The 26350-nt window shown below is 74.1% G+C and carries 25 protein-coding genes; 18 read left to right on the top strand and 7 right to left on the bottom strand.

All coding sequences use genetic code 11. The features are described from left to right. Positions 1–11: 11 nt before the first annotated feature. The 5 genes from ACI8AF_RS02730 to ACI8AF_RS02710 all read left to right on the top strand — a co-directional run bounded on the left by ACI8AF_RS02730 (position 12) and on the right by ACI8AF_RS02710 (position 4252). Positions 12–824 carry an enoyl-CoA hydratase/isomerase family protein gene (locus tag ACI8AF_RS02730; protein ID WP_456538124.1) on the top strand — a complete coding sequence of 271 codons (813 nt, stop codon included), beginning with the start codon at positions 12–14 and terminating at the stop codon, positions 822–824. Between the two features lie 110 nt (positions 825–934). Then, positions 935–2068 carry a PhoH family protein gene (locus ACI8AF_RS02725; protein WP_456538123.1) on the top strand — a complete coding sequence of 378 codons (1134 nt, stop codon included), beginning with the start codon at positions 935–937 and terminating at the stop codon, positions 2066–2068. A gap of 5 nt (positions 2069–2073) precedes the next feature. Continuing rightward, a complete protein-coding gene (gene ybeY, locus ACI8AF_RS02720; protein ID WP_456538122.1) occupies positions 2074–2577 on the top strand; it encodes an rRNA maturation RNase YbeY in 504 nt (167 codons plus the stop codon). Continuing rightward, positions 2574–3905 carry a hemolysin family protein gene (locus tag ACI8AF_RS02715; protein ID WP_456538121.1) on the top strand — a complete coding sequence of 444 codons (1332 nt, stop codon included), beginning with the start codon at positions 2574–2576 and terminating at the stop codon, positions 3903–3905. Before ybeY ends, ACI8AF_RS02715 begins: the two co-directional genes overlap by 4 nt. A 20-nt stretch (positions 3906–3925) precedes the next feature. Further along, positions 3926–4252 carry a cytidine deaminase gene (locus tag ACI8AF_RS02710; RefSeq protein WP_456538120.1) on the top strand — a complete coding sequence of 109 codons (327 nt, stop codon included), beginning with the start codon at positions 3926–3928 and terminating at the stop codon, positions 4250–4252. Here ACI8AF_RS02710 and ACI8AF_RS02705 read toward each other — a convergent pair. Genes ACI8AF_RS02705 through ACI8AF_RS02695 form a run of 3 tightly spaced genes read right to left on the bottom strand, consistent with a single transcriptional unit; the run spans position 4249 to position 5663 of the window. Beyond that, positions 4249–4653 carry a DUF1801 domain-containing protein gene (locus tag ACI8AF_RS02705; protein ID WP_456538119.1) on the bottom strand — a complete coding sequence of 135 codons (405 nt, stop codon included), beginning with the start codon at positions 4651–4653 and terminating at the stop codon, positions 4249–4251. The genes ACI8AF_RS02710 and ACI8AF_RS02705 overlap by 4 nt on opposite strands. Then, the gene (locus tag ACI8AF_RS02700) at positions 4650–5051 is read right to left on the bottom strand and encodes a DUF6176 family protein (RefSeq protein WP_456538118.1); all 402 of its coding nucleotides are present in this window, start codon (positions 5049–5051) and stop codon (positions 4650–4652) included. The genes ACI8AF_RS02705 and ACI8AF_RS02700 overlap by 4 nt, the downstream gene beginning before the upstream one ends. Positions 5052–5069: 18 nt before the next feature. Further along, positions 5070–5663, bottom strand: coding sequence for a hypothetical protein (locus tag ACI8AF_RS02695; protein WP_456538117.1), 594 nt, complete (start codon positions 5661–5663; stop codon positions 5070–5072). A gap of 98 nt (positions 5664–5761) precedes the next feature. Between ACI8AF_RS02695 and era the strand changes: the two genes are divergently transcribed. From era to ACI8AF_RS02680, 3 genes are read left to right on the top strand one after another with little or no spacing between them, the layout of a single operon-like run. Continuing rightward, positions 5762–6682, top strand: coding sequence for a GTPase Era (gene era, locus ACI8AF_RS02690; protein ID WP_456538116.1), 921 nt, complete (start codon positions 5762–5764; stop codon positions 6680–6682). Continuing rightward, a complete protein-coding gene (recO, locus tag ACI8AF_RS02685; protein WP_456538115.1) occupies positions 6682–7428 on the top strand; it encodes a DNA repair protein RecO in 747 nt (248 codons plus the stop codon). Before era ends, recO begins: the two co-directional genes overlap by 1 nt. After that, complete coding sequence (locus ACI8AF_RS02680) at positions 7428–8183, top strand: isoprenyl transferase (RefSeq protein WP_456538114.1); 756 nt, start codon at positions 7428–7430, stop codon at positions 8181–8183. Before recO ends, ACI8AF_RS02680 begins: the two co-directional genes overlap by 1 nt. 76 nt (positions 8184–8259) lie before the next feature. Here the strand turns inward: ACI8AF_RS02680 and ACI8AF_RS02675 are convergent, their stop codons facing one another. Then, complete coding sequence (locus tag ACI8AF_RS02675; protein ID WP_456538113.1) at positions 8260–9936, bottom strand: protein kinase domain-containing protein; 1677 nt, start codon at positions 9934–9936, stop codon at positions 8260–8262. A 265-nt stretch (positions 9937–10201) separates the two neighbouring features. Between ACI8AF_RS02675 and ACI8AF_RS02670 the strand changes: the two genes are divergently transcribed. Genes ACI8AF_RS02670 through ACI8AF_RS02660 form a run of 3 tightly spaced genes read left to right on the top strand, consistent with a single transcriptional unit; the run spans position 10202 to position 13798 of the window. After that, positions 10202–11755: a hypothetical protein gene (locus tag ACI8AF_RS02670; RefSeq protein WP_456538112.1), complete on the top strand. Its 1554-nt coding sequence runs from the start codon at positions 10202–10204 to the stop codon at positions 11753–11755. A gap of 43 nt (positions 11756–11798) precedes the next feature. Further along, positions 11799–12239 (top strand): hypothetical protein, encoded by a 441-nt coding sequence (locus tag ACI8AF_RS02665; RefSeq protein ID WP_456538111.1) that lies wholly within the window; start codon positions 11799–11801, stop codon positions 12237–12239. Next, positions 12239–13798: an FHA domain-containing protein gene (locus ACI8AF_RS02660; protein WP_456538110.1), complete on the top strand. Its 1560-nt coding sequence runs from the start codon at positions 12239–12241 to the stop codon at positions 13796–13798. The genes ACI8AF_RS02665 and ACI8AF_RS02660 overlap by 1 nt, the downstream gene beginning before the upstream one ends. Positions 13799–14158: 360 nt before the next feature. Here the strand turns inward: ACI8AF_RS02660 and ACI8AF_RS02655 are convergent, their stop codons facing one another. After that, positions 14159–16252, bottom strand: coding sequence for a cation:proton antiporter (locus tag ACI8AF_RS02655; protein WP_456538109.1), 2094 nt, complete (start codon positions 16250–16252; stop codon positions 14159–14161). Between the two features lie 282 nt (positions 16253–16534). On the opposite strand from ACI8AF_RS02655, the gene ACI8AF_RS02650 reads away from it, so the two are divergent. After that, positions 16535–17374 (top strand): serine/threonine-protein kinase, encoded by an 840-nt coding sequence (locus ACI8AF_RS02650; RefSeq protein ID WP_456538108.1) that lies wholly within the window; start codon positions 16535–16537, stop codon positions 17372–17374. Positions 17375–17429: 55 nt separating this feature from the next. On the opposite strand, the gene ACI8AF_RS02645 is transcribed toward ACI8AF_RS02650, so the two are convergent. Beyond that, a complete protein-coding gene (locus ACI8AF_RS02645) occupies positions 17430–19313 on the bottom strand; it encodes a protein kinase domain-containing protein (RefSeq protein WP_456538107.1) in 1884 nt (627 codons plus the stop codon). Positions 19314–19606: 293 nt separating this feature from the next. On the opposite strand from ACI8AF_RS02645, the gene ACI8AF_RS02640 reads away from it, so the two are divergent. The 6 genes from ACI8AF_RS02640 (at position 19607) to ACI8AF_RS02615 (ending at position 26018) form a co-directional block, all read left to right on the top strand. Then, on the top strand, positions 19607–20431 hold the full coding sequence (locus ACI8AF_RS02640; protein ID WP_456538106.1) for a hypothetical protein: 825 nt from the start codon (positions 19607–19609) through the stop codon (positions 20429–20431). A gap of 73 nt (positions 20432–20504) precedes the next feature. After that, entirely contained in the window at positions 20505–20783 is a 279-nt protein-coding gene (locus ACI8AF_RS02635; RefSeq protein WP_456538105.1) for an antibiotic biosynthesis monooxygenase family protein, read from the top strand. A gap of 10 nt (positions 20784–20793) precedes the next feature. Next, complete coding sequence (locus ACI8AF_RS02630) at positions 20794–21069, top strand: hypothetical protein (protein ID WP_456538104.1); 276 nt, start codon at positions 20794–20796, stop codon at positions 21067–21069. Positions 21070–21141: 72 nt separating this feature from the next. Continuing rightward, positions 21142–22557 (top strand): glycine--tRNA ligase, encoded by a 1416-nt coding sequence (locus ACI8AF_RS02625; protein ID WP_456538103.1) that lies wholly within the window; start codon positions 21142–21144, stop codon positions 22555–22557. Positions 22558–22614: 57 nt separating this feature from the next. Further along, entirely contained in the window at positions 22615–24285 is a 1671-nt protein-coding gene (locus ACI8AF_RS02620) for an ABC transporter transmembrane domain-containing protein (RefSeq protein WP_456538102.1), read from the top strand. Further along, on the top strand, positions 24282–26018 hold the full coding sequence (locus ACI8AF_RS02615; RefSeq protein ID WP_456538101.1) for an ABC transporter ATP-binding protein: 1737 nt from the start codon (positions 24282–24284) through the stop codon (positions 26016–26018). The genes ACI8AF_RS02620 and ACI8AF_RS02615 overlap by 4 nt, the downstream gene beginning before the upstream one ends. Here ACI8AF_RS02615 and ACI8AF_RS02610 read toward each other — a convergent pair. Further along, complete coding sequence (locus tag ACI8AF_RS02610) at positions 25985–26347, bottom strand: hypothetical protein (RefSeq protein ID WP_456538100.1); 363 nt, start codon at positions 26345–26347, stop codon at positions 25985–25987. The two genes, ACI8AF_RS02615 and ACI8AF_RS02610, sit on opposite strands and share 34 nt — an antisense overlap. Between the last annotated feature and the right edge of the window lie 3 nt (positions 26348–26350).

The raw sequence follows: 26350 nt of genomic DNA, 5'->3' as shown, positions 1-26350 counted from the left end.
AGGCTCGGGCCATGACCGACCCGGTGCGCATCGAGAGGGACGGCGCCGTCGCCGTCGTCGTCCTGGACTCCCCGCCGCTGAACCTCTTCGACGAGGCGGTGTTCGCCGGCTACGAACGGGCGGTCGCCGAGCTGGTCGAGCTGACCGACCCCGGCCGGCCCGACCGGGCGCGGGCGGTCCTGCTCGAGGCGTGCGGCAAGGTCGTCTCCGGCGGCGTCGACGTGCACCACTTCGACGAGATCGCGCAGTCGCCGAACGGCGTCGCGCGGGGGACCGCGCTGTGGGTGCGGCTGCTGCGGCTGGCGCACACCCTCGAGGCCCTGCCGGTGCCCACCGTCTTCGCGGCGCACGGGCTCACCCTGACCGCCGCCTTCGAGCTGTCCCTGGCCTGCGACATCGTCCTGGCCGCCGAGAAGGCGAAGTTCGGGCTGGTGGAGGTCGTCGTCGGGCTCACCCCGTCGATGGGCGGCCCGCAGCGGCTGGCCGAGCGGGCCGGCCCGGCACGGGCCAAGGAGCTCATCTTCACCGGCGAGTGGTACCCGGCGGCCACGCTCGCCGACTGGAACGTGGTCAACCGCGTGCTGCCCGACGAGGGCTTCGCCGAGGCGGCCCGCGACTACGCCCGCCGGGTCGCCGCCGGCCCGACCGTGGCCCACGCGGCGACGAAGAGGCTGGTCAACGCCGCGGTCCGCGACGGCGTCCGGGCCGCCGACGAGCTGACCCCCTCGCTGTCGGGTGCGCTCTTCGCCACCGAGGACCTCAAGGGCGCCGTCCGCTCCTTCCTCGCCGACGGACCGGGCAAGGCCACCTACACAGGGCGCTGACCTGCCGGGATCGCGTGCCCCGGACGGGTAGACCAGCGGTTCGCGTCGGCCGGCGCGGGTAGACTCGTCCGGGTCCGCAACCCCTTGCAGGAAGGCAGGGTCGAGGGTTCTTGCCCGACACCTCCTCTGGCACGCCCGCCGTGCACGGCCCCACGTCGCGTGAGGCCTCGGCGCAGGCAGCCGCCACGGACGACGCCGCATCCGGTCCTGCGCCCGCGCAGCCGGCCGCCGTCCGGACCACCATCACCGTCCCCGAATCCGTCTCCATGGTCGCCCTGCTGGGCTCCGGCGACGAGCTCCTCCGCCTGGTCGAGGCCGAGGTCGACGCCGACGTCCACGTCCGCGGCAACGAGATCGCCGTGACCGGGCAGCCCGCCGACAACGCCTTCGCCGTCCGCGTCTTCGACGAGCTCATCGCGCTGCTCGGCACCGGCCAGCAGCTGCGCCCCGACTCGGTGCGCCGGGTCATCGGCATGCTCAGGAGCGGCGGCTCCGAGCGGCCGGCCGACGTCCTGAGCCTCGACATCATCAGCCGCCGGGGCCGCACGATCCGGCCCAAGACGCTGAACCAGAAGCGCTACGTCGACGCGATCGACGCACACACCATCGTGTTCGGCATCGGCCCGGCCGGTACCGGCAAGACCTACCTGGCCATGGCCAAGGCCGTGCAGGCGCTGCAGACCAAGCAGGTCAACCGGATCATCCTGACCCGGCCCGCGGTCGAGGCCGGCGAGCGGCTCGGCTACCTGCCCGGCACGCTGAGCGAGAAGATCGACCCCTACCTGCGGCCGCTGTACGACGCGCTGCACGACATGGTCGACCCCGAGTCAATTCCGCGATTGATGCAAGCGGGGACCATTGAGGTAGCGCCATTAGCGTACATGCGGGGTAGGACGCTCAATGATGCATTCGTCATTCTTGACGAAGCCCAGAACACCACGGCCGAGCAGATGAAGATGTTTCTGACGCGTCTGGGATTCGGGTCGAAGATCGTGGTCACCGGCGACATCACGCAGGTCGACCTCCCCGGCGGCGCGCAGAGCGGCCTGAAGATCGTCCGCGAGATCCTCGACGGCATCGACGACGTCCACTTCGCGAACCTGACCAGCTCCGACGTCGTCCGCCACCGGCTGGTCGGCGACATCGTCGACGCCTACGAGCGCTGGGACGCCGCCAACCAGCAGACGCGACCCGCGGCCGGGCCACCGGTGCGCGGCCCGCGCCCGCGCCGGCAGGGGAGCTGAGGGCCGTGCCGGTCGAGGTCTCCAACGAGAGCGAGATCGCCGTCGACGAGGCCGAGCTGGCGGGCGTCTGCCGGTTCGTGCTCGGCGAGATGAAGGTGAACCCGCTGGCCGAGCTGTCGGTGCTGTGCGTCGACGCCGACTACATGAGCACGCTGCACGAGCGGTGGATGGGCGAGAAGGGCCCGACCGACGTGCTCGCGTTCCCCATGGACGAGCTGGACACCGGCCGGCCCGACGACCCCGATCCCGGGCCGGCGCTGCTGGGCGACATCGTGCTGTGCCCCTCCGTCGCCGTCCGGCAGGCCCGCGCGGCCGGCCACTCCATGGACGACGAGCTGGTGCTGCTGGCCACCCACGGCGTGCTGCACCTGCTCGGCTACGACCACATGGAGCCCGAGGAGGAGAAGGAGATGTTCGGCCTCCAGCAGAAGCTGATCGACGGCTGGCGCTCCGCACCGCGGGAGCCGGTCACCGGTGAGGCCGTGAACCGGGAGACGGGGCCCCGATGACCGCGGGTGCGATCACCCTGCTGGTGATCGCCGTCCTCCTGGTCCCGCTGGCCGGCCTCTTCGGCGCGATGGACGCCGCCCTCCAGCGGGTGTCCAAGGCCCGCGTCGAGGAGATGCGCCGCGAAGGGGTCAAGCGCGCCGCCTCCCTCGAGGAGGTCCTCGGCGAGCGGGCCCGCCACGTCTCGCTGCTCCTGCTGCTGCGGGTCGTCTGCGAGATGGTCGCCGCCGTCCTGGTCACGGTGATCGTCGCCGAGCTGCTCACCGCCACGTGGCAGACCGTGCTGGTCGCGGCCGGCGTCATGACCGTGGTCAGCTACGTGCTCGTCGGCGTCGGGCCGCGCACCCTCGGCCGCCAGCACGCCTACGGCGTGGCGCTCGGCACCGCCGGCCTGGTGAAGCTGCTCGGCCGGGTGCTCGGCCCGATCGCCAGCCTGCTGATCCTCATCGGCAACGCGATCACCCCCGGCCGCGGCTTCCGCGACGGCCCGTTCTCCTCCGAGGTCGAGCTGCGCGAGCTGGTCGACATGGCCGAGGAGCGCGGCGTCGTCGAGTCCGGCGAGAGGAACATGATCCACTCGGTGTTCGAGCTGGGCGACACCATCGCCCGCGAGGTCATGGTGCCGCGCACCGAGGTGGTCTGGATCGAGCGCACCAAGACGATCCGCCAGGCGATGGCGCTCATGATGCGCAGCGGGTTCAGCCGCATCCCGGTGATCGGCGAGAACGTCGACGACGTCGTCGGGGTGGTCTACCTCAAGGACCTCATCCGCCGCTCGCAGAACCTGCCGGACCGCAACGGGCCCAAGGTCGAGGAGCTCATGCGCCGGCCCACGTTCGTGCCGGAGTCCAAGCCGGTCGACGAGCTGCTGCGCGACATGCAGGCCCAGCGCATCCACATCGCGATCGTGGTCGACGAGTACGGCGGCTTCGCCGGGCTGGTCACCATCGAGGACATCCTCGAGGAGATCGTCGGCGAGATCGCCGACGAGCACGACGCCTTCCAGCGGCCACCGGTCGAGCAGCTGCCCGACGGCTCCGCCCGGGTCACCGCCCGGCTCCCGGTCGAGGACCTCGCCGAGCTCTTCCACGTCGAGCTGCCCCAGGACGACGACGTCGAGACCGTGGGCGGTCTGCTCGCCCGCGCGCTGGGCCGGGTGCCCATCGAGGGGTCGGCCGCGGAGGTCGACGGGCTGCGCCTGGTCGCCGAGAGCACCGGCGGCCGCCGCAACCGCATCGACACGATCCTCGTCTGCCGGGTGCCCGAGCCGGAGGACGGCGAGGAGGGCGAGCCCGTCCGCGCCGAGGAGCCCGCCGCCGTCGAGAGCTGACGCTGGTGTGGAATGGGGCCGTGCCCGATCTCGACCCCGAGGACGCCAAGCTGATCACCCTCGCCCGTTCGGCCCGCGGCCGCACCGGCGCTGCCGAGGGCGCGGCGGTGCGCGACACCGACGGCCGCACCTACCTCGCGGCGAGCGTCGCGCTGCCGTCGCTGCAGCTCTCGGCGCTGCAGGCCGCCGTCGCCGCCGCGGTCTCCAGCGGCGTGACCGGGCTCGAGGCGGCGGCGGTCGTGTCGGAGGCCGACGCGGTCGAGCAGGAGGGGCTGGCCGCCGTCCACGACCTCACGCCGTCGGCCCCGGTGCTCCTCGCCGGCCCTGACGGCGCCCTCAAGGTCTAGGCGTTCCTGGCCCGGGCCTCGGCGGCGATCCGCTGCGCGTCCGCCAGGTAGGTCTCGCGCCGGGCCAGCGCCTCCCGCACGTACGCCGCGACGGCGTCGGCGTCCACCTCGGCGCCGAAGGCGAAGTCCCACGTCATGAGGGTCGAGCTGCCGGCGCGCAGGACCGATCGCGGGTCGTCCATGAGCACGCCCCACAGGAAGCGCAGCTGGACGCCCTTCGTGCTGGCACCGACGGCGACCACCCACTGCCGCCACGTCGCGTCGAGCGTGTACATGAGCAGGCGGTACTTCACCGCGACGTCGAGGTCCGGCTCGACCCGGCGGATCACGGCGTCCAGCGCCCGGACGGTCCCGTGCGCCGCCTCGTCGACGCCGGCCAGGTACTCCTCGAGGGCGCTCACAGCTCGCCGTCCCGCGCCCACTTCTCCATCGCCGGCAGCAGCGGGCGCGGCGCGAGCATGAGCACCGGCCGCAGCTCCTCCCAGCCCTTCTCCTTGCACCGCACCGCGTAGGCCTGGTGCTCGGCGTCGACGGGGTTGGCGAGGTCCAGCACGCCGCCGTCCTCGCCGTAGAGCTGCACGTGGTAGATCCACTCGGTGCCGTCGGGATCGGTGCGCCGGAACGTCGCCTCGAACACCATCCGCTCGCCGGCGAGGGTGTCCAGGCACTCCTCGTAGCGGTCGTGCAGCATGCCCATCCACCGCTCGGTCTCCTCCTGGGCGCCGGGCAGCAGGCGCGCGCGGGACAGCTCGAGGCGCATCCCCGGGGGCACGGACGGCGGCATCGCGAAGTCGGTCACGCCGCGCACCCTGCCAGGTCAGAGCGGGTGGTCGAGCGCCTCGGCGAACGCCTCGGGATCGCGCACCCACACGGTGAGCGCGCGTTCGGTCTCGCCGTCGGCGGCCAGGTGGCGGACGGCGACCCGCTGCCGCCCCGGCCACCAGCCGCCCCGCCGCTTCGCCCGCGGCCACCCCGCCGGCGGCGCCCCGCGGACGACGTCCTGCACCAGGCCGCGGGTGACCACGCCGAACGACGACGGCTGCCGCAGGCCGGCGATGTCGGTGGACAGGCCGAAGTCGCTCACGGTGAGCCGGCCGGTGGAGAACAGGACCACCAGCACGACCAGGCCGAGGACGAGGGGCAGCTCACCGGTGACGGCATCGGCGCCGTCCCGCCAGCCGAGGAAGGCCAGCCACGCCGCGGCCGCTGCCAGGGTCAGCGCGACGACCGGCCAGCGCACCGGGTCGTACTGCCAGTAGCGCAGCGGCGCCGGGGTCACGGTGACCGAGCGCCGGGGCCGGCGGGGGGAGAAGAACCCGAACGCCGTCACCTGCGAGATGTGCCGCTCGCGGTCGCGGGCCGCCCGCACGACCGGTGGCTCGTCGTTCCCGCGTCGCGCCCGTCCCGCCATGCGCACGATCTTCCCAACCTCCGCTCCCGGCGCCGAAAGCGGAGCCGCTCCCCGCGCCGCGAGCGGAGGTGTCGGTGCGGGGTGGGAGACTGGACGGCGTGACCGAGGAGCAGGGGGAGCGGCCGTACCGCAGCGGCTTCGCCTGCCTGGTCGGCCGCCCCAACGCGGGCAAGACGACGCTCACCAACGCGATGGTCGGCACCAAGGTCGGCATCGTCAGCAACCGGCCGCAGACCACCCGCCACGCCATCCGCGGCGTGGTGACCCGGCCCGGGGGCCAGCTGGTGCTGGTCGACACGCCCGGCCTGCACAAGCCGCGCAGCCTGCTGGGCCGCCGGCTCAACGACGTCGTCCGCGACACCCTCGCCGACGTCGACGTGATCGTCTTCTGCATCCCCGCCGACCAGCCCGTCGGCCAGGGCGACCGGTTCATCGCCCGGCAGCTGCGCGAGTTCAGGGCCCCGGTCGTCGTCGTGGTCACCAAGACCGACGCCGCGGGCAAGAAGCAGATCGCCGAGCAGCTGGTCGCGGCCAGCCAGCTGGTCGAGGCCGCCGAGGTCGTGCCGGTGAGCGCGGTGGCCGGCGACCAGGTCGAGCTGCTCGAGGACCTCCTGGTCGGGCTGCTGCCCGAGGGCCCGGCGATGTACCCGGAGGAGCAGCAGACCGACGACGACGTCGAGCGGCAGATCGCCGAGCTGATCCGCGAGGCGGCGCTGGAGAAGGTGTACGAGGAGGTGCCGCACTCCCTGGCGGTCACGGTCGAGGAGCTGATCCGCCGTCCCGACCCCAAGAAGGGCGATGCCGAGCTGGTCGAGGTGCGCGCACTGCTGCACGTCGAGCGGGCGAGCCAGAAGCCGATGCTGCTCGGCCGCGGCGGCGAGATGATCAAGCGGATCGGCACCGAGGCCCGCGCGGGGCTGGAGCAGCTGCTCGGCTCCCGGGTGCACCTCGACCTGCACGTGACCGTCCTGGGGGAATGGCAGGACGACCCCAAGAAGCTGAACCGGCTCGGCTACTGATGAGCACCACTCCGAAGTCGCTGTACCGCGACGAGGGCGTCGTCCTCCGCACCCAGAAGCTGGGCGAGGCCGACCGGATCGTCACCGTGCTCACCCGCCGGCACGGCAAGGTGCGCGCCGTCGCCAAGGGCGTGCGCCGCACCAAGAGCAAGTTCGGCGCCCGGCTGGAGCCGTTCAGCCACGTCGACCTGCAGCTCTACACCGGCCGCAGCCTCGACATCGTCAGCCAGGCGGAGTCCATCCGCGCCTACGGCGAGCCGATCGTCACCGACTACCCGGCCTACACCGCCGGCACCGCCGTCCTGGAGACCGCCGACCGGCTCACCGCCGAGGAGAAGGAACCGTCGCTGCGGCTGTTCCTGCTCGTGATCGGCGCGCTGCGGACGCTGGCCGAGCAGACCCACCCCGCCCCGCTCGTCCTCGACGCCTTCCTGCTGCGGGCCATGTCGGTCGCCGGCTGGGAGCCCGCGTTGGGCGACTGCGCCCGCTGCGGCGAGGAGGGCCCGCACCGGCACTTCTCCGTGCCCGCCGGCGGCACCGTCTGCCCGCCGTGCCGCCCGACCGGCGCCGGCATGCCCAACCCGCTCACCATCGCCCACCTCGACGCGCTGCTGTCCGGGGACTGGGACCGGGCCGAGGCCAGCCTGCCGCCGCAGTGCCGGGAGGGCAGCGGCCTGGTCGCCGCCCTGCTGCAGTGGCACCTGGAGCGGGGTCTGCGCTCGCTGGCGCTGGTGGACCGCAGCTGATGCCGCAGCCACCGAACCCGCACCCGTCCGGCGCGCGGCCGCCGGACATCCCCAGGGACAAGGTCCCGCGGCACGTCGCGCTCGTCATGGACGGCAACGGCCGCTGGGCCGAGCAGCGCGGGCTGCCACGCACCAAGGGCCACGAGGCGGGGGAGTCCTCGCTGTTCGACTGCGTCGAGGGCGCGATCGAGCTGGGCGTCCAGTCGCTGTCGGCCTACGCCTTCTCCACCGAGAACTGGCGGCGCAGCCCCGACGAGGTCCGGTTCCTCATGGGGTTCAACCGCGACGTCATCCGCCGCAGGCGTGACGAGATGCACGCCATGGGGGTGCGGGTGCGGTGGGCCGGCCGCCGGCCGCGGCTGTGGCGCAGCGTCATCAAGGAGCTCGAGATCGCCGAGGAGCTCACCCGCGACAACGACGTCCTGACCCTGACCATGTGCGTGAACTACGGCGGCCGGGCCGAGATCGCCGACGCCGCCGCCGCGATCGCGCGCGAGGTCGCGGCCGGCCGGCTCGACCCCGACAAGGTCGACGAGGGGACCGTCGCCCGGTTCCTCGACGAGCCGGACATGCCCGACGTCGACCTGTTCGTGCGCAGCTCGGGGGAGAACCGCACCAGCAACTTCCTGCTCTGGCAGTCCGCCTACGCCGAGCTGGTGTTCCTCGACACCCTGTGGCCGGACTTCGACCGCCGGCACCTGTGGGCGGCGTGCGAGGAGTACGCCTCCCGGCAGCGCCGGTTCGGGAGCGCGTGACGACAGCCCCGGGGGCATCGCAGCGAGGAACGAGCAAGGAGCGGACCGGGGCGCGGAGTCGCGCCCTCGGGACGGCCTAGCCGCCGAAGTCGGAGTAGTCGGGGTTGTTCCACCAGTCGAGCAGCGAGACCAGCCCGGCGGTGCCGCCGTTGCGGATCCGCACGATCGCCTGGGTGCCGAACTCGGTCTCGGTCCAGATCAGCGTGGCGGTGTTCTGCTCGTCGACGTAGCAGGCGATGCGGCCGCGGACCTGGTCGTTCGCCGTCCAGTTGCCGTACCCCTGCGACTCCGGGCAGTTGGTGCCGCCCGAGAACTCCACCAGCCCGAGGCGCTCGACGTCGGCGGTGAACGCGGCGTCCAGGGTCTCCTCGTCGGGGTAGAGGAAGAACCGGGTGGCCCGCGGCCCGGGCTGGCTGCTGCTCGGGCCGCAGTCGACCGCCGCGACGTCGCCGTCGTCGGCCGGCGGCGCCGGGCGGCACGCCTCCCGGTCGACGCCGGCCGGGACGACGGCGACCAGCTCGTCGTGCTGCGGCCCGGGCCGCGGGTCCTGCGGGGTGGGCAGCGCGTCGGCCCCGCCGGTCTCGACGAGGACGACGACGAGCACCAGCGCGGCCGCCAGCAACGCGGCGAGGCCGAGGAGCACCGCCGGCACGCGGGACCGGCGGGGTGCGGCCGCCGGCGCCGGCACGGCACGCGGCGGCGGCACGGCGCCGCCCGGGGGCGGCGTCGCCGCGAAGGGCTGGGGCGCGGCGGTCGGGAACGCCGGCGCGGCACCCGGATCGGTGCCGACGGGCGCCGGCGGGACGGCGGTGGCGCCGGTCATGCCGATCGTCCGGGGACCGACGGGGTCGCCGGGGGAGGTGCCCCGGACCGGTGGCGGCGCGTCGGCCGCGGGCCGGACGCCGGCCGACACGAGGGCCCGCCGGGCCGCCGTGGCCAGGGCCCCGGCGGAGGGCCACCGGTCCTCCGGCGCCTTGGCCAGGCCCTTCTGCACAACCTCGTCCAGGGCCGCCGGCACTTCCGGCCGCACCGCGGACACGCTCGGCGGCGGGGTGTTGATGTGCGCCCACATCAGCGGCGCGAGGTCGGTGCCGGGGAAGGGGCGGCGTCCGGTGAGGGCCTCGAACAGCACGCAGGCCAGGGAGTAGACGTCGCTGCGGGCGTCCAGCGGCCGCTCGAGGAACCGCTCGGGCGCCATGTAGTCGAACGAGCCGACGGCCGAGCCCACGCGCGTCAGCGACGGTCCCTCGTTGTCCATGACCGACCGGGCGATGCCGAAGTCGACGAGGTAGACGAACGCGTCGTCCACCTCGCCCTGCTCGTCGGTGGCGCAGACCAGCACGTTGGACGGCTTGACGTCACGGTGCACCAGGCCGGCGCCGTGGGCGGCGTCCAGCGCGTGCGCCACCTGACCGATCACCGCCACCGCCTGGCGCGGGGAGAGCGGCCCGTCGGCGGCGATGGCCGCCGCGAGGTCGCGGCCCTGCACCAGCCGCATGTCGAGGAACAGCCGGCCGTCGATCTCGCCGAACCGGTGGATGGGCACCACGTGCGGCTCGGACAGCCGCGCGGCGGCGTGCGCCTCGCGGCGGAACCGTTCCCGGTAGTCGCGGTCGGTGGCCAGGTGCTCGGCGAGCACCTTGAGCGCGACGACCCGGTCGTGCTCGGTGTCGTAGGCGCGGTAGACCTCGCCCATGCCACCACGCCCGATCAGCCCCTCGAGGCGGTACGGGCCGAACCGTTCGAACTCCACGAGCAGCCCTCCGGGCGGGTCGGACGACGGCGAAGTCTAGGCCGGTGAGGGCCGCGGACGCAGTGCGCGCGGCCTCGCGCGCAAGGTCGGCGCAAGCCGCTTCCAAGTGGTCCGCGCGACCCTTCCGGTGCCGCTCGGGACATCCCTCGAGCGGGCCCCGACCACCATTCGGCATCGACTGCTCCCGACGCGCATGGACCCGTTGACACGGGTACCGCGTGCGCCCGAGAGTGGCGGCTCCCCGTGAGAGGACGGAACCCCCACCGTGAGCGAGAGCACGATCGCGCCGCAGCACGCCCAGGGTGCCGGCGCGCCCACCCAGCCGGGTGATCTGAACGACCAGCTGATCGCCAGCGACTTCTGGACAGACCAGATGCTGGCCGAGGCGGGCATCCCGATCATCGACGTACCGTTCGTCACCTTCGGTGGCGGCATCGGGTCCTTCGTGACCGTCGACTACCTGCGCATCTGCGGGGTGCCGACCAACGCCATCCGCGTGCTGACCCCGCTCAAGACCCCGTGGGAGAGCTACGAGTACCTGACCACGGTCTCGCAGATCCCCCGGCAGGAGCGGCTGCGCTCGGACTCCTCCTCCACCCCCGACAACATCTGGGGCTTCCCGAGCTACGCCCTGCGCGAGGGCCTCCACGGCAACCTCAAGCAGCTCTGGAACGTCCTCGTCGAGCCCATCTTCGCGAACTACTACACGCCCAAGGCGGGCGCGGCGTTCGAGTCGATGGAGAAGGAGATGTACCGCATCCGCTACCCGGAGATGGTCGTCCACGGCCAGGTCCGGATGGTGCGGCGCCGGGTCGGCGGCGGGTACTTCACCATCCTCACGCCGCCGGAGGGCGCGGCGCCCACCAAGCGGATCGCCTACCGCAGCCAGTGGGTGCACGTCGCCGTCGGCTACCCGGGTCTGAAGTTCCTCGACGACCTGCAGAACTACCGCAAGGAGCACAACGACTACTCGAAGGTCGTCAACGCCTACGAGCCGCACGAGCACATCTACGAGAAGCTCAAGCTCAAGCCGTGCACGCTGCTGATCCGCGGTGGCGGCATCGTGGCCTCCCGCGTGCTGCAGCGGATCATCGACGACCGCGACCGGCTGGGCCTGCAGACCCAGATCGTGCACCTGTTCCGCACGTACATCGACAAGCCCCACGGCAACGGCATCTTCAAGCGCCGCAAGGGCGCCGACGGCTGGGCCTACCAGGGCTTCAACTACCCCAAGTCGGTGTGGGGCGGGCAGCTCAAGCAGCAGGTCCGCAAGAGCGAGGGCCAGGAGCGGGCCAAGCTCTACAAGGAGATGGGCGGCACCAACACGCCCGTCCGCCGCGACTGGCAGGAGCAGCTGTCCCGCGGCCGGCGCGAGGGCTGGTACCGGGTCATGATCGGCCAGATCGACAACATGCGGCCGGTCGGCGACCTGGTCGAGGTGGCGGTGTCCAGCGACCAGGGCCCGCAGATCGGCACGTTCGACGCCGTCATCGACTGCACGGGTCTCGAGGCCGACATCCGCGAGCACCGCGTCCTGGCCGACCTACTGGACCACTCCAACGCCACCCGCAACCCGGTGGGCCGGCTCGACGTGCAGCGCAACTTCGAGGTCACCGGCACGCAGAACGGCGGCAAGATGTACGCCTCCGGCAGCGCGACGCTCGGCGGTCCGTTCCCCGGCGTCGACACCTTCTTCGGCCTGCAGATCGCGGCCCAGGAGATCGCCGACGACCTGATCAAGCAGGGCTTCGCCAAAAAGCTGGGCCCCGGTCGCTCGACCAGCCAGTGGTGGAAGTGGGTCCGGAACAAGCCGATCTGACCCGCCGCCCTCCACGCAACCCTCGACCCCGAGAGAGACGACCGTGCTGCCCACCCTGAACGGCCGCATCCAGACACGGATCTTCCTGCTGGCTGTGGTCGGGTCCCTGTGGACCCTGATCATCACGCCCATCCTGCCCATCGACGCCCCGCTGGGCACGGCCTACAAGGTCACCTTCTCGGTGCTCCTCGTGGTCACCGTGCTCGGCGTGCTGTGGGAGTTCATCTACCACGGCATCCAGCAGTTCCGGTGGGAGAAGGACTGGCCCACCCTGTTCGGCCTGCTCACCGCCATCCCCGAGGGACTGCTGGTGTGGTTCCTGTTCAAGGGTGGCGCGGTCTGGTGGATCGAGCCGAACGAACTGCCCGGCCCGGCCTTCGTCATCGACTTCGCGACGACGTGGCTCGTGGTCTGGCTGGTCGCCAACGGCCCGATGCGGGTGCCCTTCATCCACTGGCGGATCAACGGCGGGAGGCTCATCTGATGTCCGCCGACAGCGCCCTGGCGCCGTCCTCGTCCCCGGCGCCGACCACGGTGCCGCCGTTCGACCAGGTCGCGGTGGCGATCGCCCCCGGTGACGACCTCGTCGTCCGGATGCCCGGCATCCTGCTGGTCGTCGGGGTGGACGCCACCCCGGCACCGCCGCCGTCGGCTCCCAAGCTGGGCGGCTGGGGCGCGGCGCCGGCGAAGCCCCCGGCCGCCGCGCCGGTCGGCGACACCAAGGTCGGCGAGCTCGTCGCGCTGTGCCGCCGGGTCTCGGCCGCGGGCAGCCGCGCGCCGGGCCGCCGGCTGCACGACGAGCTGCGCCGCTGGCTGCCCACCGTGGCCGAGCTCCCCTCGTTCGCGCTCGCCGCGGCGACCGAGGAGGGGCTGGCCGTGGCGCTGGTGGGGGAGGGCGTCGCCGAGGTGCCCGACCTCGGCCTGCGCCTGACCCCGGCCGACGGCGAACGGCTGCAGGACGGCACCCGGTTCCTCGACCGGCTGGTCGACTGGCCGCCGGCCCCGCTGCGGCTGTCGGCCGGCGCGTCGGTCGACATGGCCCCGCACCCGCTGGCCGACCTCGAGGCCGGGGCCGTGCCGGGGGCCGCGGCGGTGCTGTCACCCGCGGTGGCGCCCGCGCCGGTCGCGGCGCCGGACTCCCCGTCGCCGACGGCGCTGGTGCGGCTGCCCTCGCCGGGCTCGCTGCTGCCGCCCCCGCCCGGTGCTCCGGTGCCGGCGGCGGCCAAGGTGCCGCCGGTGGCCGCCGCGCCGGCCCCGCCGCTGCCGCCGCCCGCCCCCAGCGGCCGCGACGTCGAGGACGCCGCCCACGCCGGGCACGACCACGCCGACCACGACCACGACCACGCGGGGCACGTGCACGCCGCACCGGCACCGGCCCCGGCCGCCCCGCCCCCGGCTCCCGAGCCGGTGGCGCCCCCGGCGCCCCCGCCGGTCGAGCTGCCGGCGCCGGCGCTGTCGGCGTCGCTGCTGGCCCCGCCGGAGGAGGAGGTCCCGCGGGAGCCGCTGCCGGTGCTCGACTCCGAGCAGCCGCCGGCCGCGCTCGCGCAGCAGGAGCCGGAGGACACCCGCCCCAAGGTCAAGGGCTTCCTCTGCTCGCGGGGACACCTCAACGACCCGCGGGTGCTGTTCTGCAACCTGTGCGGCATCCGCATGGCGCAGCAGACCGGCGTCTTCGTCGAGGGCATCCGGCCGCCGCTGGGCCTGCTGGTGTTCGACAACGGCGCCACCGTGAACCTCGACATGGACTACCTGCTCGGCCGCGAGCCGGAGACCGACGAGCGCGTGCAGGGCGGGCAGCTGCGCCCGCTGCTGGTCGTCGACCAGACCGGCGGCGTCAGCCGGCACCACGCCGAGATCCGGCTCGAGGGCTGGGACGTGACGCTGGTCGACATCGGTTCGGCCAACGGCACGCTGGTGGCCCCGCCCGGGGCGCCGGCCTGGTCGTCGCTCGTGCCCAACCAGCCGGTGCGGCTGGTGCCGGGCATGGCGGTGCGCATGGGCAGCCGGCAGTTCGCCTTCGAGTCGCCGCACGGCGCCACCTGACGCCTGCGCAGGGTCCGCACGACGACGGCGCCCGCGCTCCCGTGGAGGGGGCGCGGGCGCCGTCGTGTTGGGGGGCCTGGAGGCGGCCGGTCCGCGGCCGAGATGGCAGTTGGTGCACGGAATGCCTTCTCGCGCCCGGGCAGACCGGCCCGGGATCATCGGCAGGTGGCTGGACGGCACGCCGACGGGGTCAGCCACCTGCCGATGATCACGGCGAGCCAGCACGGGACACGCGCGCACACGCCGGTGCGCCGTGCACGGAATGCGTCTCGAGCGCCGGCGGGCGCGGGCGGCCGTGGAACGCGGGACGGCCGGTCCGGGCGGGTGCCCGGACCGGCCGTCCGTCGTGCGTGGGTGCGCTCAGGCGGTACCGCTGGTGGCGGCGATCCCCGCCAGCGTCTCGTCCAGGTCGCGGTCGCTGTCGGCCGCACCCGCGTGCACGGTGAGCACGGGAGTGAGGTCGTGCGCCGCGCCTTCGGGCGCCGCGCCCGCCGGTGCGACCAGCAGCGACGGCAGCGGGGCGGGCTCCTCGTCGCTGATCACGACCCCGGCCCGGCGCAGCGACTCGCTGACGTTGGCCGCCCGCCGCTCCGCCCGCCAGCCCTCGCCGGCGCGCAGCTGCAGCGGCGCCGACCGGCCGAGCGAGGCCTGCGCGGCCAGCCGCAGCGCGGCCCGGCCGTTGGCGTCGCCGTCCTGGACGACGGCCACCGGGCCCTGCGGCGCCAGCCCGGGCTCGCCGAGCTCGCCGGAGACCACCACGACGCTGGTCGTGAGGGAGGCCGGCCAGGGGGCCACCCGCCCCGTCTCCTCGGTCGCGCCCCAGCCCTCGCGGACCAGGACGACGTCGGCGCTCGAGCTGGTGGCGATCTCCGCGATCTCCGCCCACGGCGTCTCGCTGAACCGCGACGCCACCGACGCCTTGAGCCCGCGGCTCTCGACGATCCGGGCGAGGTCGCGCAGCTCGAGGCCGGCGGACGCCATCATCGCCAGGTCGGCGGACAGGCCGCTGGAGACCTCCGGCTTCGGCGTCGTCCGCAGCAGTGCCCGGGCGAGCACGACCTGGGCCGGCGACTCCCGGCCGACGAGGTCGCACGCCAGGTGCACCAGCGCCTCGTCGTGCTTCGGGTCGTCGATGACGACCAGCACGGTGTAGGCGTCGGTGAGCCCCAGCGCCTCCCGCTCGGCCGCGGCGATGTCGCGCTCGAGGATCCGCTTGGGGTAGACGACGTTGAGCAGCGGGGCCGCCATCGCCGTCGTGATCAGCGCCATGAGCACCATCAGCGTGAACATCTCGCCGTCGAGGACGCCGAGCATCAGGCCCACGTTGAGGATGACCAGCTCGGTGAGCCCACGGGTGTTCATGAGGGTGGCGAGCGCGGTGGCCTGCCGGCGCGGCACCTTCTGCGCGCGGGCGGCGGCGAAGGCGCCGATGAACTTGCCGGAGATGGCCACCAGGAGGATCAGGCCGAGCTCGCCGAGACCGGCCAGGTCGATGGCCCCGACGTCGACGCTGGCCCCGGTGACCACGAAGAACACCGGGAGCAGCAGGAGCACGCTGACCTGCTCGAGGCGGTCGGTGATGTCGTGGGTGAGCGCGGCGGCACCCTTGCGCGGCATGATCACGCCGAACACGAAGGCGCCGAAGATGAAGTGGACGCCGATCTCCTCGGCCACGAACGAGCTGAGCAGGATGCCGACGAGCACCACCGCGAGCATCTCGGGGGTCAGCTTCCCGTGCCGCTCGTAGCGGTCGACCAGCTTCGCCAGCAGCGGCTTGATCACGAAGAACATCACGATGGCGAACACGATCGTGAAGCCCAGGATCTGCAGGACACCGGTGAACGAGGCCGCCGACACGATCGCGACGACGATGGCGAGCAGCGACCAGGCGAGGGCGTCGTCGACGGCGGCGCAGGCCAGGGACAGCACGCCGACCGGTATCCGGTGCATGTTGCGTTCGGCGAGGATGCGCGCCAGTACCGGGAACGCTGTGATCGACATGGCGACGCCCAGGAACAGCGCGAAGGCGGCGAAGCTCACCTCTTCACCGTTGACGACGTTGTGCCGCTCGTGCAGGTACAGGGCCAGCAGCAGACCGAGGGAGAACGGCAGCACGATCGAGGCGACCGAGACCGAGACGGCGATCTTCTCGCGGCCCTTGATGAACGACAGGTCGACCTCGAGACCGACCAGGAACATGAACAGCACCAGGCCGAGCTGGGCCAGCACGTTGAGGTAGGGCCGGATGTCGTCCGGGATGAACAACTTGTCCAGGTCACCGGGCAGTGCGCCCAGCAGGGTGGGACCCAGCAGGATGCCGGCGACGATCTCGCCGACGACGGCCGGCTGGCCGACCTTGACGGCCAGCCGGCCGAAGACTCGGGCGATCACCACGATCACCGCCAGGTCCAGGAAGACGTAGGCGATGACCTCGGCGACGGGACGCGCTTCCACGGGGAGCTCCGCTCGGAGGTTCGGGCCTGTGCTGCCAGGCCCCGGGGGTGACGGGGTGGCCGGGAAGTCGACCGGGGAGCGCCGCAGCAGGCGCTGGTTCGGGCGCGGATGCTAACGGCGGCCGCGCCCCGGTGGGGCGTCTCGGCGCGCGGTGCCGAGGGAGTTCGGCCCGGCGCTCGCAACGGGGTTCCCCGGCCGCCCCGGCGCGGGCAGACTGACCCGCTGCCGCCCCCGCGGCGTCCCGGTGGGACCGGGAGTTGTACAGGCAACTGGAGGAGATTCATGGACGCCGCTGGCCTGGTGGGATCCGCGCCCGCCACCATCGCGGACTACCAGGTGGTCAGGGTGCTCGGTGAGGGCAACCACGGCCGCTTCTACCTGGCCCGCCCGCCTGCCCGGCTGGGCCTTCCGGACGAGTTCGTCGCGGTCAAGGTCTTCTCCGGCCAGCACAGCGAGCAGGCCTACGAGCGGGGCGTCCGCGAGCTGCGCGCCTTCGCGCAGGTCGCCTCGCCCTACCTGGTGAAGGTCTACGACGCCGTCCTGCAGGACAGCTTCATGTACGCGATGGAGTACCTCCCGCTGGGCTCGCTGGCCGCCCCGGCGCGCCCGCTGTCGCGCGGCGAGGTGCTGCGCGCCGTGGCGCACGCCGCGCACGCGCTGCACGCGCTGCACGAGGCCGGCCTCACCCACGGCGACCTCAAGCCGGCGAACATCCTGCTCACCGAGAACGGGGCGAAGCTCTCCGACCTCGGCCTGGCCCGCTACCTGACCCCGGGCGTCACGCTGACCGGCATGGCCAGCGCCGCGTCCGTCGAGTACCTGGACCCGGCGCTGCTGCGCGGCGACCGGCCCTCGCGGGCGACGGAGGTGTTCGCCCTCGGGGCGACCCTGCACAGGGCGCTCACCGGCACCGGCCTCTACGGCGAGCTGCCCGACGGCGAGCCGCTGCTGGCCATCCGCAAGGTGATGAGCGCCGAGCCCTCGATCGCCGCCGGCCTCACCGAGGACGAGGCCGCGCTGGTGCAGGCCTGCCTGGCGCCGGTCGGCCAGCGGCCGGCCACCGCCGAGGAGGTCGCCCAGCGGCTCGAGGCGCTCGCCGCGCCGCAGCTCCAGAACGCCTGAACGACGAGAAGGCCCCGCTCCCGGACCGGGAGCGGGGCCTTCTGCGTGCCGCGGGTCAGACGACGAAGTCGCTGTTCTGCGGGTCGTTCCACCAGGTCCAGAGGGTGTTGAGCCCCTCCTGCCCGCCGCCGACGATGCCGATGAGGCCCTCGGCGCGGACGTCCTCCTGCGTCCAGACGATGACCGCCGTCTGGTCGTCGGGGTCGATGTAGCAGGCGACCCGGCCGGCGCGCTGGCTGTTCGCCGTCCAGAACCGGTAGCCCTGGGTGTCCGGGCAGTCGGTGCCGCTGGCCAGTTCGGTGAGGTTCTGCGCCTGCACGTCGCGGAGGAACACGCCGTCGAGCGTGCTGACGTCGGGGTACAGGTAGAACAGCGAGACGGTCGGGCCCGGGTCGTCGGAGATCGTGGCGCCGCAGTCGAGCGCGGCGATGTCGCCGTCCCCGGCCGGGTCCTGGGTGCGGCAGGAGTCCGCGTCGAAGCCCAGCGGGATGCTGGCCCGCAGCTCGTCCTCGGGGGCGTCCGGCGGCGGGGTCGTGCTCGACGTCGTCGTCGACGACGAGGTCGACGTGGAGGTGCTCGTCGACGTGGAGGTGCTCGGGCCGGCGCCGCCGCCACCACCGTCGCCGCCGCTGAGGACGACGACCAGCACGACCACGCCGACGACGACGAGCGCGCCGACGCCGAGCAGGATCGGCAGCAGGGTGTTCTTCTTCCCCCCGCCGCCCTGGCCGGTCGCGCCGTACGGCGGGCCGGGCTGCGAGGAGGGTCCGTAGCCGCCGGGCACCGAGGCCACCCCGTAGCCGCCGGTCGGCGGGCCGGGGTTGCTCGGCGGACCGAAGCCGCCGGTGGGCGCGCCGGGGTTGGACGGCGGCCCGTAGCCGGTGGGGGCGCCAGGGTTGGACGGCGGGCCGTAGCCGGTGGGGGCGCCGGGGTTGGACGGCGGGCCGTAGCCCGTGGGCGGCGCACCGGTGCCCGCGGCCGGCGTGTACGCGCCGGCCGGTCCGGGGTTGGAGAACCCGACGGTCTGCGGCGGCACGTAGGGGATCGGGGTGATCGAGGTCGGCGGGGCCGCCGGCGCGGGCACGTCGGGCTTGGGCGCGACACCCGAGGCGGTCAGCGCGCGGCGGGCGGCGGCGGCGAACTCGCCGGCGGTCGCGTAGCGCTCGTCGGGGTCCTTGGCCAGGCCCTTGAGGATCACCTCGTCCAGCGCCTTGGGCAGGTCCGGGCGGATCGCCGACGGCGGCTGGGGGTCGGTGTTGAGGTGGGCGTACATCAGCGTGGCCAGGCCGTCACCGACGAACGGCCGTCGCCCGGTCAGGCACTCGAAGAGCACGCAGGCCAGCGCGTAGACGTCGACCCGCTTGTCGGCCGGCTTCTCCAGGAACCGCTCGGGCGCCATGTAGTCGAAGGAGCCCAGCGCCGCGCCGGTCTGGGTGAGCGCCGGCCCGGCCTGGTCGGTGGTCGAGCGGGCGATGCCGAAGTCGACCAGGTAGACGAACTCGTCGTCCCCCTCGCCGGTGATGAGCACGTTCGACGGCTTCACGTCGCGGTGCACCAGGCCGTCGGCGTGCGCCGAGTCCAGCGCCCGCGCCGTCTGGCTGATGATCGACACGGCCCGCTCGGGGCTCATCGGCCCCTCCTGCGCGAGCACCGCGGCGACGTCGCGCCCCGGCACCAGCCGCATGTCGAGGAAGAGCCGGCCGTCGATCTCGCCGTAGCGGTGGATCGGCACGATGTGCGGCTCGTTGAGCCGGGCGGCCAGGTGCGCCTCGCGGCGGAACCGCTCGCGGTACCCCTGGTCGGCGGCGAGCGTCTCGGAGAGGACCTTGAGCGCCACGACCCGGTCGTGGTCGGTGTCGAAGGCGCGGTAGACCTCTCCCATGCCACCGCGGCCGAGCAACGCCTCGATGCGGTAGGCACCGAACTGTTCGAACTCCACGCGTACAACCTCCGTAGCCGCGACCCGGCGCTCCTCGGTACCGGCGCCCGGGTGCGGTCGTCGGCGGAGTCTAAGGACGGACCTGGCGTGCGACCAGCGTTCCGGTCCTGGGCGAGCCGCGTCGCAGGTCACCTAGCGGGTCACGGCCACCGTAAGGGGGCACCTGGGGTGATTCGTGACGGACCCGTGACGAATGCCGCGCGCGAACCGGTAGGCGCGGGCACGGTGCATCGCTACCTTGGCCGCCGCTACGGGCGCCTCCCGCCCACCTGTACCCGAACGAGAGAAGCACGATGAGCCAGCCTCCAGGTCCCTACGGCGGTCAGTACGGCCAGCCCGGCCCGTACGGTCAGCCCGGTCAGCCCGGCCCCTACGGCCAGCCGGGTGGCCAGCCCGGCCAGTACGGTCAGCCCGGCCCCGGCCAGTACGGCCCTCCCGGTGGCGGGTTCCCGCCCGGCGGGCCCGGTGGCTACGGCGGGTACGGCCAGCCGCCGAAGAAGAGCAGCCCCCTGCCGTGGATCATCCTCGCGGTCGTGGTGGTGCTCGCCGGCGTCGGCGTCCTGCTGTTCTTCCTGCTCGGCGGGGACGACGACGAGGGCGGCAACACCGCGAGCAGCTCCAGCTCCACCTCGACCTCCACGTCGACCAGCACCTCGACCAGCGAGGTGCCGGACATGGGCATGGACATGGGCGACATGTCGCTGCCCGGCGGCGCCTCGACCCCGCCGCCCACCAACCCGGGCGGTGGGATGAGCGACACGCCCACCTCCGGCGGCGAGGAGGGCTTCCCCGGCTCCACCGACACCGCGCTCACGTTCGTGGACTCCATGGCGACCGGTGACTTCGCCACCGCCTACGCGACGCTGAGCCCGACGCTGCAGGGCCAGTTCCAGCAGCTGGCCGCCGAGAACCAGGTGACCCCGGAGCAGGTCCTCGCCGCGCTGTTCTACGACACCCTCGGCGGCGCCGGCATCACCGGCGGCACGCTGGACAGCGTCGAGAACGCGCCCAGCGAGGGCCTCGACGTCGTCTCCTTCACCCTGGAGCTCGACGACGGCAGCACCTTCAACCTGCTCGTCGGCATCGACCAGAACCTGACGGTCGTCGGCTGGGCCTGATCCCACCCGCACGCGCGAACGGCCCCCGCACCTGCCCAGGTGCGGGGGCCGTCCCGTGTAGCAAGCTGTGCCGGTGTTCGCGGTGACGCGCCTGCGGGTGCCCGACGACGGGGCCGGCGAGCTGGCCACGGCCCTCGACGGCCTGCTGGCCGCGCTCGGCGCCCGCCCCGGGTTCCTCGGCGGCGAGGTGGGCCGCTCGACCGAGGACGCCGGCCTGTGGGCGCTGCTGACCCGCTGGGACGGCGTCGGCTCCTACCGGCGTGCGCTGTCGGCCGCGGAGGTGAAGATCGCCGGGGCGCCGGTATGGGTACACGCCCTCGACGAGCCCGGGGTCTACGTCGACAGCCAGTAGGGGAGCGCCGATGAGCCAGCCACCGGAGGACGCCGAGCGGACCCGGGCGATGCGCCTGCCGCCGGTGCCCGGCCGGCGCCGGCCGGACGGCGGGATCGCGGCCGACCAGCCCACCGACCAGCTGCCGCCGTCCCCACCCCGCGAGCCGACCGACCGCTTCGGCCCGTGGCAGCCGCTGCAGCCGCGGGTCGTCCCGCGCCGGCGCAGCCGGACCGCGGTCGTCGTCCCGCTGCTGGCGCTGCTGGTGGTCGCGATCGGCGTGCTCGCCGTCGTCCTCTGGGGCTGACGAGGGCGGCGCAGGCCGCCGACTACCGTGGACGGGTCAACCCCCGCCGACCGCCAGCCGGATGGAGCCCCTGTGGCAGCGCCTGCCAACGCCAAGTCCAAGACGCACGATCCCGCCCACCTCGACAAGGTGGTCAACCTCTGCAAGCGCCGGGGGTTCGTCTTCCCGTCCGGTGAGATCTACGGCGGCACCCGCTCCGCCTGGGACTACGGGCCGCTGGGCGTGGAGCTCAAGGAGAACATCAAGCGGCAGTGGTGGCGGACCGTCGTCCAGGGCCGGGACGACATCGTCGGCCTGGACTCCTCGGTGATCCTGCCCCGCCAGGTGTGGGTGGCCTCCGGCCACGTCGGCGTCTTCACCGACCCGCTGACCGAGTGCCAGCACTGCCACAAGCGGTTCCGGGCGGACCACCTCGAGGAGGAGTACGAGGCGCGCAAGGGCCGGGCGCCGGAGAACGGCCTGGCCGACATCACCTGCCCGAACTGCGGCACCAAGGGCGCGTGGACCGAGCCGCGCGACTTCAACATGATGCTCAAGACCTACCTCGGCCCGGTCGAGGACGAGTCCGGGCTGCACTACCTGCGGCCCGAGACCGCGCAGGGCATCTTCGTGAACTTCGCCAACGTCAGCGGCGCCGCCCGCAAGAAGCCGCCGTTCGGCATCGGCCAGATCGGCAAGTCGTTCCGCAACGAGATCACGCCGGGCAACTTCATCTTCCGCACCCGCGAGTTCGAGCAGATGGAGATGGAGTTCTTCGTCGAGCCCGGCACCGACGCCGAGTGGCACCAGTACTGGATCGACGAGCGCACGCGCTGGTACACCGACCTGGGCATCTCCCCGGACAACCTGCGGCACTACGAGCACCCGAAGGAGAAGCTGTCGCACTACTCGACCCGCACCGTCGACATCGAGTACCGCTTCGGCTTCCAGGGCTCCGAGTGGGGCGAGCTCGAGGGCATCGCCAACCGCACCGACTTCGACCTGAAGACGCACACCGAGCACTCCGGCGTCGACCTCTCCTACTTCGACCAGGCGACCGGCACCCGCTGGGTGCCCTATGTCATCGAGCCGGCGGCCGGCTTGACCCGCTCGCTCATGGCGTTCCTCATCGAGGCCTACACCGAGGACGAGGCGCCCAACACCAAGGGCGGCGTCGACACCCGCACGGTGCTGCGGCTGGACCCGCGGCTGGCGCCGGTCAAGGCCGCGGTGCTGCCGCTGTCGCGCAACGCCGACCTCTCGCCCAAGGCCCGTGACCTCGCCGCGAAGCTCCGGCAGAGCTGGAACGTCGACTTCGACGACGCCGGCGCCATCGGCCGCCGCTACCGCCGGCAGGACGAGATCGGCACGCCGTACTGCCTCACCGTCGACTTCGACACCCTCGAGGACGACGCCGTGACCGTGCGCGAGCGCGACACGATGACGCAGGAGCGGGTGGGCCTCGACCGGGTGGAGGGCTACCTCAAGGAGCGCCTGCCCGTCTGCTGAGCCGGGCCGGGGGAAGGGCAGGCTAGCCTTCCCCAGTGCGCGCCGCCCGTCCGTCCCGTGGCTGAGGCCCCGACGACGGGCGGGCGGCTGCTGCTGCGCGCCCTGCGCCGGCACCGCGGGCGGCTGGCGCTGTCGGTGCTGCTGCTCAGCCTCTGGCAGCTGTGCGAGGCGCTCGTCCCGGTGTTCATCGGCGTGGTCGTCGACCGGGCGGTGGCCGGCGCCGACGTCGGCGCGCTGCTGCGGTGGCTCGGCGGGCTGGCCGTGCTGTTCGTCGTCCTCAGCCTCGCCTACCGGTTCGGCGCCCGGACGACCGTGCGGGCGATGCAGGAGGAGATGCACGACCTCCGCATGGAGGTCGCCGACCGGGTGCTGCACCCCCGCGGCGTGCGCACCGAGCTGCTGCCCGGCGAGACGCTGTCGCTGGCCACGTCCGACGCCGAGTCGGTCGGCAACGTGCTGCACCAGGTGTCGTTCACCGTCGCCTCCCTGGTCTCGCTGGTGACCGGCGCCGTCGTCCTGGTCCGGGCCGACGTCGTCGTCGGGCTGGTCGTGCTCGGCGGGGTGCCGGCCGTGGTGGCGGCGACGCTGCTGCTCGCGCCCCGGATCGAGAGGCGCAGCGGGGAGCACCAGGCGGCGGTGGCCCGCGCGACCGGGGTGGCCACCGACCTCGTGCGCGGCCTGCGGCCGCTCAAGGGCATCGGCGCCGAGGACGCCGCCGCGGCGCGGTTCCGCACCGAGAGCCGGCGGGCGCGGACGGCGAGCATCGCGATGGCGCGCTCGGTGGGCGCGCTGTCGGGCCTGTCGGTGGCCCTCGGCGGGCTGCTGCTCGCCGCCGTCGCGCTGCTCGCCGGCCGGGCGGCCCTGGCCGGCGACATCGGCACCGGCGAGCTCATCGCCATCGTCGGGCTGGCCGCCTTCCTGTCCGGGCCCATCCAGTGGCTGGGCGAGCTCGGCGCCCAGGCGGCCACCTCGCGGGCCTCGGCCGGCCGGATCGCCGCCTTCCTCGCCGGCCCGCCGCTGGTGGCCGCCGGGTCCCGCACCGACGCGGCCGACCCGCCCGAGCTGGCGCTGGAGCTGGCCGGCTCGGTCGTGACCGCGCGCCCGGGGGAGCTGCTCGCGGTGGTGGTCGACGACCCGGCGCTGACCCGCGACCTGGTCGCCCGGCTCGGGGGGGAGGACGGCGGCGGCGTCGTCCTCGGCGGGGTGCCGCTCGGCGAGCTGAGCACCGCCGCCGCCCGCGAGCGGCTGCTGGTCACCGACACCCGGATCGACCTGTTCGAGGGCACCCTGCGGTCGGCCGTCGACCCCCGGTCGCGGCTGGCCGACGACGAGCTGGCCCGGGTGCTCGGCCACTCGGCCGCCACCGACGTCGTCGCGCTGCACCCCGCCGGGCTCGAGCAGCCGGTCGCCGTGGACGGCGCCGCGTGGTCGGGCGGCCAGCGGCAGCGGATCGCGCTCGCGCGGGCGCTGGCCACCGGGACGCCGGTGCTCGTCATGGCCGAGCCGACCAGCGCGGTCGACGCGGTCACCGAGCAGCGCATCGCCGAGGGCCTGCGCGCGGTCCGGCACGGCGCGGGCGCCCGGTGCACCACGGTGCTGCTCACCGGCAGCCCGGCCCTCCTCGCGCAGGCGAGCCGCGTGCTGTTCGTCGCCGGCGGGCAGGTCCGGGAGGGCCGGCACGCCGATCTGCTGCACGACCCGGCGTACCGCGCGCTGGTGGCCCGGTGAGCCGGCCGCTCCTGCCCGTCGCCGGACGCCGGGAGACCGCCCGCCTGACCTGGGCGCTGGCGCGCCGGCGGCGCGGGGTCCTCGTGCTCACGATCGCCGCCTTCACCGCGGTGGGGCTGGCCGGCCTGGTGGGGCCGTGGATGCTCGGGCGGATCGTCGACGCGGTCGCCGCCGGCGACACGGGCGCGGTGACCACGTCGGCGCTGGCGATCGCCGCGGCCGCCGTCGTCGGTGGCGCGTGCACGGCCGCCTCGATCGCGCTCCTCGCACGGACCGGCGAGCCGGTGCTGGCCGACCTGCGGGAGCGGGTGCTCGACCGGGCGGTGCACCTCGACGCCGGCGAGGTCGAGCGGGGCGGCGCCGGGGACCTCCTCTCCCGCGTCGGCGACGACGTCCGCGCGGTGGCCCGCTCGCTCGTCGACGCCGTCCCGCTGCTGGTCGACTCGCTGCTGGCCGTCGTCCTCACCGCGGCCGGGCTGTTCGCGCTGGACTGGCGGCTCGGGCTGGCCGGGCTGGTCGTCGCGCCGCTGTACGCCGCCGCCAGCCGCTGGTACCTCGGCCGCTCGGGGCCGATGTACCAGCGGGAGCGCGCCGCCAACGGGGAGCGCGCCCAGGCGCTGGTCACCGGGCTGCAGGGGGCGGGCACGCTCCGGGCGCTGCGGTTGGAGGCCGACCAGCGGGCCCGGGTCGAGGCGGCCTCCCACGGGGCGCTGACCCTGTCGGTCGACGTGTTCACGCTGCTCACCCGGTTCTTCGGCCGGAACAACCGCACCGAGTTCGTCGGCCTCGCCGCCGTCCTCACGGCCGGGTTCCTGCTGGTGCGCGCCGACGCGGTGACCGTCGGGGCGGTGACCGCGGCCGCGCTGTACTTCCACCGGCTGTTCAACCCGGTGGGCGCGCTGCTGCTCGTGCTCGACGAGGTGCAGTCGGCCGGCGCGTCGCTCAGCCGGCTCGCCGGGGTGGCGCTGCTCCCGCAACCCCCCGCGGCCGGCGGTGCCGAGCCGGCCGGTCGCGACCTCGAGCTGTCCGCGGTCTCCTACGCGTACGTGCCGGGGCGGCCGGTCGTGCGGGACGTGACGCTGCGGCTGGCGGCGGGGGAGCGGGTGGCCGTCGTCGGGGCCACCGGCGCGGGCAAGACGACGCTCGGCCGGCTGGCCGCGGGGCTGCTGGCGCCGACCGCCGGCACCGTGACGTTCGGCGGCGTGCCGCTGGGGGAGCTGGGTCCCGAGCCGTTGCGGCGCTGCATCGCCGTCGTCACCCAGGAGGTGCACGTCTTCGCCGGCACCGTGCGCGACAACCTCACGCTGGCCCGCCCGGAGGCCACCGACGACGAGCTGTGCGCAGCCCTGGCCGCCACCGGCGCGCTGCGGTGGGTGCAGGCGCTGCCCGACGCGCTGGACACCGTCGTCGGCGAGCACGGGGAGGCGCTGACGCCGGCGCAGGCCCAGCACCTGGCGCTGGCCCGGGTGGTGCTGGCCGACCCCGCGGTGGTGGTGCTCGACGAGGCCACCGCCGAGGCCGGGTCGGCCGGCGCGCGGGAGCTGGAGCAGGCCGCGGCCGCCGCGGTGCGCGGGCGCTCGGCGCTGACCGTGGCGCACCGGCTCACCCAGGCCCGGGCGGCCGACCGTGTGCTGGTCATGGACGACGGCCGGGTGGTCGAGGCCGGCACCCACGACGAGCTGGTCGCCGCCGGCGGCCGCTACGCCGCGCTCTGGGCGGCCTGGGCCGGCTGACGGCGACCGGCCCAACCCTCGCCGGCGTCCGTCGAGCCGCGCCACCGCCCCTCGCTCCTGGGCACCTCGCGGAACTCCTGCACCGGCGGCCCGCCGGCGCGCAGCTGCCGCCGCACCAGGTCCTCGAGCCGTGCCCGACCCGGGCCCAGGTCGTCGGCGGCGACCCGCACGAACCGCACGCCGAGCGAGCGCAGCTGGTCCTCCGTGCGCTTCTCCTCCCGCACCTCCTCCTCGCTCACGCCCTCGGCCGCCAGGTCGGCCGTGGTGACGACGCCGAGTCGGCGGGCGGGTTCGGCGACGGCGAGCGGGACGGCCGGGGAGGCGGTCACGGG

The organism is Blastococcus sp. SYSU D00669 (assembly GCF_054050715.1).
The sequence above is the reverse complement of the archived record's forward strand: the minus strand, read 5'-3'. Positions and strand labels throughout refer to the sequence as shown.